Here is a 13,757-nt window from a genome sequence, read left to right as displayed (position 1 = left end):
GATACACCTAAATATGTCATTTCGCACTATTTATTTGCGATATATAATTCAGTTACATAAATTTAGCAAAACCTGCAGCCGATGCGGATCTTAACAGGTGAAATCATGGCGTTTAAAAACATTTCAAGAAAATCTTATGTGGGATTTGGCGGATGGTTAGTGCTGTTTGCTGCTAGCTTATTCGTACAATTTATCAGACTTCTATTAAGTACCCTTGATAACTACTCTATTATCAAGTCTGACGAATTTAAACGAATCACCGATCCAGACAGTGAATATTATAATTCATCCTTGTATCCGTCATTAATCGTTGATACCACCCTAAGTCTGGTCATCTGTATTATGATCATATTCATTATCTATTTTTGTGTAAGACATAGTATATGGTTCAAAAAGTTATCTGTAATTTACATAATCAGCTCTTTCATCATTCAATGCTTAACTCTTTTTTGGCTGCTGGGTATTCATTTTTTGCCGGAGGAATTCTATGAAGAAATAAATATATATCAGGGTGTTATATCTTCATTTGCTTATATGCTGATCTGGTTGCCTTACTTACTCATATCTAAAAGAGTGAAAAACACATTTGCGTAAAAGACGCAGTTGTTGTTATTTGATAGCTACATAAAACGTACCAAACGCGGATGATCAAACGGAGCAGGCCGATTAGCTTCCATTGAAACCTTAATCGGCCTTTGTACCATGTGCAGTTCCATAAACCTTAGATCCCGCTCACCCGCGCCACGGCCTCACTGATATCAATCACTTCTTTGGTCCCGGCTCTGCGGTCCATATATTCGACCTTCTGCTCTGCTGCACCCTTGCCGACAACCAGCGCAACCGGAATGCCGATCAGCCCGGAATCCTTGAACTTGACCCCGGCCCGCTCATCCCGGTCATCCAGCAGCGTCTCAATGCCGATGGCGGTGAGCTGTGCGTACAATGCTTCAGCAACCTCACGCTGCCCCTTATCCTTCACGGACATCAGCAGAATGTGAACCGTATAAGGAGCTATGGCCGCCGGCCAGATCAGCCCCTGATCATCATGATTCTGCTCGGCTACAGACGACAGGAGCCGCGAAATGCCAATACCATAGCACCCCATCACCATAGGCTGACTCCGCCCGGCCGTATCTAAGAAGGTCGCACCCAGCTTCTCGCTATAGACTGTGCCGAGCTTGAAGACATGCCCTACCTCAATCCCCTGATGAAAAACCAGCTTCCCTTCGCCACACTCCGGACAGAGATCACCTGAAGCAGCGTTGCGGAAATCCCCTACATGCGTAAGCGTGAAATCTCGGCCAGGCACTACGCCACTCAGATGGTAATCTTTGTCCCCGGCACCTGTGACCGCCTCTGTCATGCCGGCAACGGCTGCGTCAACCAGGATGGTCAAAGACAATCCTACCGGACCGACAAAGCCGCTTTCAACTCCGGCTACCGCCTGCACACTATCATACTCAGCCAATGCGATTTCACCGCAGCCCAGATATTTCTGCACTTTGAGCTCGTTAACCTCATGATCTCCTCGGACTAATACAGCAAAGGTCTTACCGCCGTCTGTGTAGATTAACGTCTTGATAATCTCCTGCGGTTTAATCCGGCTCTCCTGCTCCAGCTGCTGGATCGTCTTCTGATTAGGCGTGTGGAACTTTACAGGAACAGGAATGCCGCTGTAATCCCGCTCCTCGAATGCGGCTACACCGCGTACTTCAGCCTGCTCCAGATTTGCGGCATAATCGCAGATGGAGCAGACCGCAACCGTATCCTCTCCAATCTCTGACAGAGCCATAAATTCGTGATTCTGGCCTTTTCCGCCGATAGCTCCGGCATTGGCCTGCACTGCCCGGTAGGTCAGACCGCAGCGGTTAAATATCCGCCCGTAGGCATTGTACATCTGCTCATAGTTCAAATCGAGACCTTCCCAGCCTGTGTCAAAAGAGTAAGCATCCTTCATAAGGAACTCCCTGCCCCGCAGCAGCCCCGAACGCGGACGGCGTTCATCGCGGAACTTCGTCTGAATCTGATACACCGTGAGGGGAAGGCGCCGGTAGGAGTTAATTTCATCCCTTACAAGTGCTGTCACTACCTCTTCATGGGTAGGTCCCAGCACAAATTCCCGTTCATGACGGTCCTGCAGCTTCATAAGCTCCTTACCGTACACGTCATATCGGTCAGATTCTTTCCAGAGCTCTGCGGGCTGCAGAGAGGGCATGAGCAGCTCCTGTGCTCCGGATGCATCCATCTCTTCCCTGACTATGTTCTCAATCTTGCGGAGTACCCTCCGCCCCAGCGGCATATATGTATATACTCCTGCCGCCAGCTGGCGGATATATCCGGCACGCAGCAGCAACTGATGGCTCATCGTTTCTGCTTCAGCAGGGGCTTCGCGGAGAGTTGTGACGAATAGATTGGTTTGGCGCATACGGATCAGCCTCTTTCTTCGATAAATGTGTTATGTTGCCGCTTAAGTCTCTTTGAATACGCAAAAAAGACGCATCCGTCAGGGACGAATGCGTCGTGTTACCACCCTGGTTCAACCGCCTTAGAGAGAGCCTGGCGATCCTTAAATCCGGATAACGGCCGGGGCCGGCAGCATTACGCATATTGCCATAAGCTGCAGCTTCCAAGGCAGGATATGCCTCACACGCACTTGAGGGACCTTTCAGCCGGTGAATCCCCTCTCTGTTCTGGCGGGTACGGAAACATAGATCCTTGGTCAACGCTTTGTACATTATAAATATTGTACTTAATCTATACGATATATCGGCACCCGTCAAGTCGGTACTGCAAAATCACAATTATGATAAAATTCAATATTTTGTTATATGTATCCCCTTTCATTCCCAGAAATTTGTGATACAATTAAATATTTTTTTCAAGCGCTTTTAGATATGAAAAAAATGTGTCGATAAACCGAATATATGAATAGAGTTATTCAAAGAAACGGCTACATTCTCATATAAAAGCCGATTTCCATGTATCCGAGGGGGAACCATTCCAATGTCCAAATCCGTCAACCGTTCTAAGCGAAAATCCAAATCAGGTTCACTGCAGAGAAAAATGATGATTCTATTCAGTATTATGCTGGTGATCCCCATCCTGCTCGTAAGTACTTTCTCGTATTTCAGTGCAAATAAGCAACTGGAGATCAAAATGCAGGATTCCACGCATTCCAGTGTGGATCTTGTCGCAAGTACAATTAACGAATATGTTTCAGCCGCAATGCGAAATGTAGATCTGCTAAGCCAGCAGATTAATTCTTCCGATATTGATGCTAATTCGCCGGAAACACGTACGCTGATTGAATTGTTCATGAAGGCGCATCCCGAGCTGGAGATCCTAACGGTGGGCAATGATCAGGGTGCGTGGATGAAAGCTCCCGATCCCGGGAAGCAGGAATATGATCCGCGTACCAGAGACTGGTATAAGGCAACCCTGTTGAATCCCGGTAAAATCACGATCATCGATCCTTTTGTCTCAGCAACAACCGGCAACTATACGCTCTTTATCTCGGAAACGCTGAAGGATGGCCAGGGTGCGATTACAACCAGCCTCAACCTGAAAGCCTTAAGTGAGAAAATCAACAAGACCACACCAGGGGAAACAGGCTATTTTTATATTGTTGACCGGAATCATAAGTTCGTCTCTCATCCCATAAAAGCTGCAGGTGATGATGTAGCAGACTATGTCGTGGAGATGCTGGTTAATGAGAGTGGAGATCTGAACTATACGAATCCGGATTCAGGCATGGATATGCGGGGTTACTATACAACCGATGCGAATACCGGATTCAAGATTGTCGGCATTCTTCCGACCCAGGAATTCTCTGATGCGACGCAGCCTATTATTAATACAGGAGCAATTGTACTGGCCGTGTCTCTGATTGTCAGCATGACCTTATTGTTCCTGATTATCCGTTCCATCACGAATCCGATCCGCAGTCTGAACCGTTCTGCGCAGCGGGTGAGCGAAGGGTACCTGAATGAACAGATTCACATTAACCGGTCGGACGAAATCGGACAGCTGGCGGAGAATTATAATCTGATGGTAGGTTCTCTGCGTGGTATCGTTTCTGATATTTCAGACACTTCGGCACAGCTTGCCTCTTCAAGCCAGCAGCTTACAGCCACGACTGAGGAGAACTCCAAAGCCACTGCTTATGTGACCGGACTCGTGCAGGAATCTTCAGAAGGTGCTGAAACGCAGACTTCAGCGATGGCTGAGACCTCGCGTGCGATGGAGGAAATGTCTTCAGGTATCCAAAAAATCGCTGAAGCTGCAGCCACCATTGTAGACTCTTCGGCCAATACAGAAGCTGACGTGCTTAGCGGCAGCCTCAAGATCGAACAGGTCAGCCGGCAAATGGATGCCATCCGTACCTCCACCCACCATTCTTCGGAGCTGATTGGCCAATTAAACGGCCTGAACACCGAAGTCTCGGCTATGAGCAGCGCGATTACAGCCATTGCCGTGCAGACTAACCTGTTGTCACTGAACGCCGGAATCGAAGCCGCCCGGGCCGGAGAACATGGCAGAGGATTCGCTGTAGTCGCCACTGAGGTACGGAAGCTGGCGGATCAATCGAAGAATACAGCCGGAGATATCCAGGACACCCTGCTGCAGATGACCCGGCTTATTGACCAGACCTATGAAGCCATCCGGCATACGGTTGCAGCAGATGTAGATTTGGGCATTCAGGTTACAGCTGAAGCTAAGGAAGCGTTTATCAGTATTGAGCACTCCACGACCAAAATCAACAGCCAACTGCATGACATCTCGGCCATTACCGAGCAAATGTCTGCCGGTGCGCAGGAGGTTGCTGCTTCTGTTCATGAAATTTCCGGCATCTCGCGTTCAACTTCAGATGCGTTCCAGAGCGTAACTGCGGCTACCGAGCAGCAGTTGGCCTCCATGGAAGAAATTTCCTCCTCCTCCACAGAGCTGTCCAAGATGGCCGCAGCACTGCAGCTTAAGATCGAACGCTTCAAGCTGGAGGACTAGTTCACACGGATTACAGTCCTATAGCTGCACACAAAAACCGTCACTCAGCAAATGCTGGGATGACGGTTTTTGTGTGCATTTCATTATCTTAAGCTAAAATCTCATCATCTTATTCTCTAGACGAGTACGGTCGAACCCATCAGATATCTATCCACTTCACGTGCCGCTTCACGGCCTTCGTTGATCGCCCAGACCACCAGACTCTGACCACGGCGCATATCTCCGGCTGCGAATACTTTATCCACATTGGTGTTGAATTTACCGTAACGGGCCTTTACATTACTGCGGCGGTCCGTATCCAGCTTGAGCTCCTCAATAATATCCTGCTCCGGTCCGTCGAAGCCGATCGCGATCAGCGCAAGCTGTGCGGGATAGACAGCCTCAGTTCCCGGAACCGGCTGGTAAATCTTCCGTCCGGTCTCATCCACCATACGGCGGATTTGCACGGTGTGCAGCTCCTTGAGGTTGCCTTCTTCATCGCCTACAAATTTCGTAGTCATGATGGAGAATTCACGCGGATCTTCTCCGAAAACCGCCTTGGCTTCCTGCTGGGCATAATCCAGCGTATAGACATTTGGGAATTGCGGCCATGGGTTAGCAATCGGATCGCGCTCCAGCGGCGCCTTGTCATGCGTACCGAACTGTGTAATGCTGCTGCAGCCGTGACGCAATGAGGTAGCCACGCAGTCGGAACCCGTGTCCCCGCCGCCAAGTACGATAACATCCTTGCCGGCAGCCGATACATAGTTGCCATCCTCCAGATTGGAATTCAGATAGCTCTTAATCGTACCGTTAAGGTAATCCATAGCGTACATTACGCCATTCAGTTCATTGCCTTCTACATTGAAGCGTCTGGCTTTGGTCGCTCCGCCGCAGAGTACAACGGCATCATATTCATCCACCAGCTGCTGTGCCGGAATATCCTTGCCGATTTCAGTATTCACTACGAACTGGATGCCTTCTGCTGCCAGCAGATCCACACGGCGCTGCACGACACGTTTGTCCAGCTTCATGGTAGGGATACCATACATCAGGAGGCCGCCGATGCGGTCACTGCGTTCAAAGACCGTCACAGTATGGCCCGCTTTGTTCAGCTGAGCTGCCGCCGCCAGACCTGCCGGTCCGGAACCGACAATGGCAACACGTTTGCCTGTGCGTTTCTCCGGAGGGTTCGGTACCACCCAACCCTCTTCAAAGCCTTTGTCCACAATTGCCAGCTCAATGGTCTTAATGGTGACAGGCTGGCCAATCAGGCCGACGGTACACGAACCCTCACAGGGTGCAGGACAGATGCTGCCCGTAAATTCCGGGAAATTATTCGTCTTGTGCAGGCGTTCCAGCGCTTCCTTCCACAATCCCCGGTAGACCAGATTATTCCATTCCGGAATAAGATTATGCACCGGACAGCCCGAGGTACCGCCGCTCATATCTATGCCGGTATGGCAATAAGGTGTTCCACAATCCATACAGCGTGCACCCTGAGTCCGAAGCTCGTCCTCGGTCAGATGCTCATGGAACTCTTCCCAATCCTTGATGCGCTGCTCGGGATCCCGGTCCCCTGGGAGCTGGCGCTTATACTCCATAAATCCAGTAGGTGTAGACATATTTACGTTTCCCCCATCCGTTCTCTTCGTGTTGATGTATAGTACACTATAACATACCTGCGGCAGAAATATATCTAATGCAGCGTAGGTGAAGAACCTGCATATTTTATACTACCTAGTGAAATATCATTTCTAATTTTAATTATAGTAGCATTCAATACTTTCACACTGTAATGGATTAATCTGCTGATTATTTGTACTATTTCACATCTTGTGTCAGAGAAAACGCTTTTTCGTTACTCCCTGCGTTCATATACAAAAAAACGGTAATCATAAGGATTCTGTTCATTGCGAATCCCCTGTGTACTTGAAATTTCGCTCCACTGGCTCCAGTTGACCTCCGGAAACTTCGTATCTCCCGCAATATCTGCGTAAATCCGCGTGACCAGCAGCTTGTCTGCATGAGGCAGCATTAAGCTGTAGATCTCCGCTCCGCCGATCACCATCAGCTCATCCTCTTTAAGGCCTTCTGCCAGGGCTTCTTCCAACGAGTGTACAACCTCCGCACCTTCTGGCGCAAAGCTGTGGTCCCGGGTCAGAATAAGGCTGGTGCGGCCTTTAAGCGGCTTCCCGCCGAGAGAGTCCCATGTTTTACGGCCCATCAGCATTCTTTTGCCGAGTGTCTCTGCTTTGAAATAAGCGAAATCCAGCGGCAAATGCCAGGGCATATCGTTATTCTTACCAATCACACCATTCGAAGCCATCGCCCAAATCATGGTGATACTCATATTCACGCCCTCTTTTCCATGAAATCATCGAATAGGTTTCCGGACAGGGTTATATAGCAACCGGCGCTTTGATCCCCGGATGATGGATATAGTCGGTAAACTCGAAGTCCTCAAACGTATAATCAAAAATACTGTCAGGCACCCGGCGGATATTCAGCTTCGGCAATGCGTAAGGCTCCCGCGCGAGCTGTGTGGCCACTTGCTCCATATGATTTGTATATATGTGCACATCGCCGCCTGACCAGACAAATTCACCAACCTCAAGCCCAGTCTGCTGGGCCACCATATGGGTGAGCAGCGCGTAGCTTGCAATGTTAAAAGGCAAACCCAGGAACGTGTCCACAGAACGCATGGTAAGCATACAGGACAGCTTCCCGCCCGCTACATAGAACTGAAACACAAAATGGCATGGCGGTAGCTTCATCTGCTCAATCTCACCTACATTCCAGGCACTGACGATATGACGGCGGGAATCCGGATTATGCTTAATCGACTCAATAACATTCGCAATCTGATCGATATGTCGTCCGTCCTTGCTCTCCCAGGCCCGCCACTGCGAACCGTATACCGGTCCCAGCTCACCGTTCTCATCCGCCCATTCATCCCAGATAGAGACTCCATTCTCCTTCAGATAAGAAGTATTGGTATCCCCTTTGAGGAACCAGAGCAGCTCATGCACCACCGATTTCAGATGGATGCGTTTGGTGGTCATCAGCGGAAATCCCTTCGACAGATCGAAGCGGAGCTGACGCCCGAATACAGACAAAGTGCCTGTACCGGTCCGGTCGCCTTTGGCTGTACCGTTGTCCAGTATATCCTGTAATAAATCCAAGTAATTACGCAAGCAGTATCGCACCCCACTCTCTTTTTTTCTTATACCAGTTTACCATGAGCTGACCGTCCTTGTAACTTGTTCGCGCGCAGAAAATGCAATTTCCTGCGGTCAGCAAATACTGACAAAAGCAGTTTTTCCTAATCCTGATAATAGAGGAAATTAATTTGCCCAGCAACTGATTGCTGTTATGATACGGAACCCTTTCCTCCTAGCGCCCATCGAAAAGAGGATGTCCCCTTAACCATTCTAGATGGCCTTGGAAACATCCTCTTGATCCTTACCCAAGTAAAACGTAAAGGGTATTATTTGATCACGTGAATCGGGTGTCCTTCTACCAGCTCAGCCGCTTCCATGACGATTTCGCCAAGGGTCGGATGCGCGTGGATGGTCAGGGCGATATCTTCGAGCGTAGCGCCCATTTCAATGGCCAGACCCAGCTCAGCGATCAGGTTGGAAGCTTCGATACCGACGATTTGCGCGCCGAGCACCTGATTATTGTCGCTCTTAGCCACAATCTTGATGAAGCCTTCCGGAGCATTCAGGGAAACGGCACGGCCGTTGCCTGCGAACGGGAATTTGCCGCTCTTCACAGCATAGCCCTTGTCCTTCGCTTCTTTCTCAGTCAGGCCTACGCTGGAGCATTCAGGATCTGTGAATACTACTGCAGGCATAACCTTGTAGTCAACAACCGATTTGTGACCGGAAATTGCTTCAGCCGCAATTTTACCTTCGTAAGAAGCCTTATGTGCCAGAGCAAGACCGGGAACGATGTCGCCGATGGCAAAGATATTAGGAATATTAGTGCGTCCCTGGTGGTCGACTTTGACCAGACCGCGTTCGTCCAGCTCAACACCGATCAGATCCAGACCCAGTTCACCGTCAGTGTTAGGACGACGGCCTACAGTAACCAGCAGGTAATCGGCAGTTACTTCTTTGGACTCGCCGCCCACGGAGTACTTCACGGTTACTTCCTTGTCGTTCTGAACAGCACTTTCAGCTTTGGCGTTAGTCACAATTTCAATACCGGTCTTCGCCATATTTTTGGCAACCAGACGGGTCATGTCTTTGTCAAAGCCAGGCAGAACCGTGTCCAGACCTTCAATGATGGTTACTTTGGTTCCGAATTTGGAGTACATCTGACCAAGCTCTGCGCCGATATAGCCGCCGCCGATAACAATCATGCTCTTCGGAATTTCCGGCAGATCAAGTGCTTCTGTCGAGGACAGAATGCGTCCGCCGAACGGGAAAGGCTTCAATTCAATCGGACGGGAGCCCGTTGCGATGATACAGTTGTTGAATTTGTAGCGCGGGGATTCATGATCATTGAACAAACGGGCTTCATTTGTGCTGATGAACATAGCTTCACCGCTGAATACTTCAATTTTGTTGCCTTTCATCAGGCTGGTTACACCCGAAGTCATTCTTTTGACAACGCCGTTTTTGAACTCCTGGGTTTTGGCCCAGTCCACTTTGACGTTCTCGGCAGTAACACCGAATACCTCGCCGTGCTGTGCAGCTTCGAACTGATGAGCTGCCGAGATCAGCGCCTTGGAAGGAATACAGCCGCGGTTCAAGCACACGCCGCCGAGTTCCGATTTATCTACAATGATCACCTTTTGGCCAAGCTGGGCGGCACGGATTGCCGCCACATACCCGCCGGGACCTGCACCAATTACCAATGTGTCGATTTCGATTGAAGCGTCTCCGACTACCATTTATTACACCTCCATAACTAACATATCAGGATTTGCAAGCAGGGTCTTAATGTAATTCATGAAGTTCTGAGCGGTTGCACCATCGATAATACGGTGGTCAAAGCTCAAGGACAAGGCCATAACAGGAGCAGCGACGATTTCGCCATTCTTAACGACCGGCTTCTCAGTGATGCGTCCCGTACCCAGAATTGCAACTTCAGGGAAGTTGATAATTGGGGTGAAGAACATACCGCCTGCGGAACCGATGTTGCTGATCGAAATGGTGCTGCCTTTCATTTCATTCGGAGCCAGTTTGCCGTCGCGTCCGCGGACTGCCAGATCTGTAATCGCGCTTGCGATCATCCAGATGCTCTTGCGGTCAGCGTCTTTGATTACAGGAACGATCAGACCGTTGTCTGTATCTGTAGCGATACCGATGTTGTAGTATTTCTTGTAGACAATTTCGTTCGTTGCTTCATCAATCATAGCGTTAAGCGCAGGGAATTGACGGGAAGCTGCAACGAGTGCCTTCACGATGAACGGAAGGTAAGTTACCTTCACGCCTTTCTTCTCGGCTACAGGTTTCATGCGTGCGCGGAAGGCTACAAGCTCCGTAACATCCACTTCGTCCATAATGGTAACATGCGGTGCTGTGTATGCCGATTTAACCATAGCATTGGCAATGGCTTTACGGATACCCTTGAATGGTACGCGTTCTTCTTCAAGGTTTGCATTGCCGGAAGCTGTTGGTGCTGCTGCCTTAGCTTTTGGAGCTTCTGTTGCTGCTGCAGGTGCAGATGCCGCCGCAGGAGCCGCCGATGCCGCAGGTGCTGCTGATCCGCCCTTCAGGAAGGCTTCTACATCTTCAAGTGTGATCTTGCCGTTCTTGCCGGAGCCATTGACCTGAGAGATGTCAACACTCTTATCACGGGCAAATTTGCGTACGCTAGGGGTTGCCAGCACTTCACGGTTAGGAGCCGGAGCTGCTGCCGCTGCTGCCGGAGCCTGGGAAGGAGCTGCTGCCTGTGCACCAGACGCTTCTGCATGGCCGCCTTCCTGCTGAGGAACATCGCCTTCTGCAGCAATGATTGCCACCACTTCGCCTACACGGCATACTTGACCGTCTTTGGTGAACACTTCTACTACGGTACCGTTGACAGGAGAAGGAACTTCAACTACAGCCTTATCATTCTGCACTTCCATGATGATATCATCGTCGGTGATTTTGTCGCCGACCTTGATGTGCATCTTGATGATTTCCCCTTCATGCAGACCTTCGCCGAGTTCAGGGAACTTATATTCAAAGTTACTGGTTCCGCCTGTTGCAGGGCTGCTGGCTGCCGGAGATGACGTTGTATCTGCTCCGCCTTTAGCTGCATCTGCTTCCTGGGAAGCCTGTTCTGCAGGATGGCCGCCTTCCTGTTCAGGAACTTCGCCTTCTGCATCAATAATTGCCACTACTTCACCCACACGGCATACTTGGCCGTCTTTGGTGAAGACTTCAAGCACTGTGCCGTTAACAGGACAAGGAACCTCTACTACTGCCTTGTCATTCTGAACTTCCATTACGATATCGTCATCGGTTACTTTATCGCCGGCTTTGATATGCATTTTGATAATTTCGCCTTCATGCAGACCTTCGCCCAGCTCAGGGAACCGGTACTCAAATTTTGCCACCTTGATAACCTCCTAAAAGTTATGTTTACATACACTTAGTTTGTAAGCAGTACAATGCATTGCAGAAACGGGTGCCGCCCTTTTGCAAGGACGGCAAGGTAATTTTCTCTTAGAATTCCATTACTTTCTTCACTGCCGCAATGACACGCGCCGGTGTAGGAATCCAGGAATCCTCAATTTGTGCGAACGGGAAGATGGTATCAGGGCCAGCTACACGAAGCACAGGAGCTTCAAGATGCAGCAGAGCTTTTTCATTTATTTGAGCAATCACTTCTGCGGCTACGCCGGAGCTTTTTTGTGCTTCTTGGACTACAATGGCACGGTTGGTCTTCTTAATAGAAGCAACAATCGTATCAATATCAATCGGGCTAACCGTACGCAAGTCGATAATTTCGGCTTTGATGCCGTCTTTTTCGAGCTGATCGGCCGCTTTGGTAGCAGTATGTACCATCAGGCCGTAAGTGATGATTGAGACATCAGTTCCTTCGCGTACTACATTAGCTTTACCCAATTCAATGGTGTATTCACCTTCAGGCACTTCTGCACGGAAAGCATGGTACAGGTTCAAGTGCTCCATGAAGAATACAGGGTCATTGTCGCGGATCGAAGCGATCAGCAGTCCCTTAGCATCGTATGGATTGGAAGGAATTACAACCTTGATACCCGGGCTCTGGGCAATCAGGCCTTCCAGGGAATCGGTATGAAGTTCGGCTGCTTTGACGCCGCCGCCGAATGGAGTGCGGAAGACTACAGGAGCATTGTATCTGCCCCCGGAACGCCAGCGCAGGCGGGCAGCCTGAATGACGATTTGATCAAGTGCTTCGAAGATGAAGCCTACGAATTGGATTTCGGCAATCGGACGGAAACCCTGCACGCCAAGCCCGAAAGCCAAACCTCCGATTGCGGATTCAGCCAGCGGAGTATCGAAGATACGCTCCTCGCCAAATTCCTTTTGCAGCCCTTCCGTTACACGGAACACGCCGCCTACATTACCAACATCCTCTCCGAAGATAAGAACATTGGGGTCACGAGTCAGTTCAACGCGCATTGCGTCACGAATTGCTTCTTTCATATTCATCTGTGCCATTGCCTGATATCCCCCTTATTCAAAATCGGCTTTTTGTTCTTCAAGATGTTTCGGAGTTACCTCGAACATGCTGTCGATCAAGCCGGGAATGGTCATTTTTTCGGTCTGTTCTGCTTTTTTAATCTGCTCGTTCACAGTAGCTTTCGCTTCTTCTCTTACGCGCAGAGTATCTTCTTCGGTCCAAAGGCCTTTTTTCTCCAGGTACTTGGCAAGACGGGCAATCGGATCCTTCTCATTCCATTGTCCTTCTTCTTCCTTGGAGCGGTATTTACTGGCATCATCGGACAGGGAATGTGGACGGAAACGGTAAGTTACCGCTTCAATCAATGTCGCGCCTTCACCTTTACGTGCACGTTCAGCAGCCTGCTGGACAGCGGAGATTACCGCAAACACGTCCATACCATCGATCTTGATTCCGGGAATACCTGCTGCAACCGCTTTGTGGGCGATCGATTTAGCTGCCGTCTGCTTCGCGAACGGAGTTGTAATCGCATAGCCGTTGTTCTGAACAAAGAAGATTACAGGAAGTTTGTAGACACCTGCATAGTTAAGTCCTTCATAGAAGTCACCTTCGGATGAACCGCCGTCACCAGTATAAGTAATAGCTACATTAGCTTGTTTCTTCAATTTAAAGCCCATTGCAATACCGGTAGCATGCAGGATCTGTGCTCCGATAATGATCTGCGGCATAAGTACATTTACGCCTTCTGGAATCTGTCCGCCGTGCTGATGTCCGCGGGAATACAGGAAAGCCTGATATAATGGAAGTCCATGCCACACCAGCTGTGGAATATCGCGGTAACCCGGGCAGACGAAATCTTCTTTCTGCAAAGCGAACTCGCTGCCGATCATCGTAGCTTCCTGACCGGATACTGGTGCATAGAAGCCGAGGCGTCCTTGACGACCCAGGTTGACGGCACGGTCATCCCAGGTACGGGTAAATACCATACGGTACATAATTTCTTTCAGTTGGTCATCGGTAAGATCAGGCATCATTTCCTTGTTGATAACTTCTCCATCCGGTGAAAGTACCGAAAGGGCTTCAACGTCCTCTGTATACACTTCATAAGGAACTCTAGTCATTATCTTCACCTCAATAAAAAAATTTGAATATCAGTGGTCTCTGTT

The 13,757-nt window shown here is 49.5% G+C and carries 10 protein-coding genes; 2 read left to right on the top strand and 8 right to left on the bottom strand.

The genetic code is table 11. The features are described from left to right. Nucleotides 1-81: 81 nt before the first annotated feature. Entirely contained in the window at nucleotides 82-594 is a 513-nt protein-coding gene (locus tag MKZ24_RS33130; protein WP_081956562.1) for a DUF2569 family protein, read from the top strand. A gap of 127 nt (nucleotides 595-721) precedes the next feature. On the opposite strand, the gene MKZ24_RS19755 is transcribed toward MKZ24_RS33130, so the two are convergent. After that, the gene (locus tag MKZ24_RS19755; protein WP_340785703.1) at nucleotides 722-2,425 is read right to left on the bottom strand and encodes a proline--tRNA ligase; all 1,704 of its coding nucleotides are present in this window, start codon (nucleotides 2,423-2,425) and stop codon (nucleotides 722-724) included. A 578-nt stretch (nucleotides 2,426-3,003) separates the two neighbouring features. Here MKZ24_RS19755 and MKZ24_RS19750 point away from each other — a divergent pair. Beyond that, nucleotides 3,004-5,004, top strand: a complete 2,001-nt coding sequence (locus MKZ24_RS19750) for a methyl-accepting chemotaxis protein (RefSeq protein ID WP_042236852.1) — start codon at nucleotides 3,004-3,006, stop codon at nucleotides 5,002-5,004. Between the two features lie 116 nt (nucleotides 5,005-5,120). On the opposite strand, the gene MKZ24_RS19745 is transcribed toward MKZ24_RS19750, so the two are convergent. The 7 genes from MKZ24_RS19745 to pdhA form a co-directional block, all read right to left on the bottom strand. Next, nucleotides 5,121-6,608, bottom strand: coding sequence for a glutamate synthase subunit beta (locus MKZ24_RS19745; RefSeq protein WP_042137832.1), 1,488 nt, complete (start codon nucleotides 6,606-6,608; stop codon nucleotides 5,121-5,123). Nucleotides 6,609-6,844: 236 nt separating this feature from the next. After that, complete coding sequence (locus MKZ24_RS19740; protein WP_042236856.1) at nucleotides 6,845-7,336, bottom strand: dihydrofolate reductase; 492 nt, start codon at nucleotides 7,334-7,336, stop codon at nucleotides 6,845-6,847. 49 nt (nucleotides 7,337-7,385) lie between these two features. Continuing rightward, nucleotides 7,386-8,180 carry a thymidylate synthase gene (thyA, locus tag MKZ24_RS19735; RefSeq protein WP_042236858.1) on the bottom strand — a complete coding sequence of 265 codons (795 nt, stop codon included), beginning with the start codon at nucleotides 8,178-8,180 and terminating at the stop codon, nucleotides 7,386-7,388. A 293-nt stretch (nucleotides 8,181-8,473) separates the two neighbouring features. After that, entirely contained in the window at nucleotides 8,474-9,886 is a 1,413-nt protein-coding gene (lpdA, locus tag MKZ24_RS19730) for a dihydrolipoyl dehydrogenase (protein ID WP_039299144.1), read from the bottom strand. Nucleotides 9,887-9,889: 3 nt separating this feature from the next. Then, a complete protein-coding gene (locus tag MKZ24_RS19725) occupies nucleotides 9,890-11,542 on the bottom strand; it encodes a 2-oxo acid dehydrogenase subunit E2 (protein ID WP_042236860.1) in 1,653 nt (550 codons plus the stop codon). 109 nt (nucleotides 11,543-11,651) lie between these two features. After that, the gene (locus tag MKZ24_RS19720) at nucleotides 11,652-12,629 is read right to left on the bottom strand and encodes an alpha-ketoacid dehydrogenase subunit beta (protein ID WP_042236861.1); all 978 of its coding nucleotides are present in this window, start codon (nucleotides 12,627-12,629) and stop codon (nucleotides 11,652-11,654) included. A 15-nt stretch (nucleotides 12,630-12,644) separates the two neighbouring features. Beyond that, nucleotides 12,645-13,712, bottom strand: coding sequence for a pyruvate dehydrogenase (acetyl-transferring) E1 component subunit alpha (pdhA, locus tag MKZ24_RS19715; RefSeq protein ID WP_340785697.1), 1,068 nt, complete (start codon nucleotides 13,710-13,712; stop codon nucleotides 12,645-12,647). Nucleotides 13,713-13,757: the final 45 nt, after the last annotated feature.

This window comes from Paenibacillus sp. FSL R7-0297 (assembly GCF_038009025.1).
Lineage (GTDB): Bacteria > Bacillota > Bacilli > Paenibacillales > Paenibacillaceae > Paenibacillus_AQ.
This window is presented reverse-complemented; position numbering and strand designations above follow the sequence as displayed.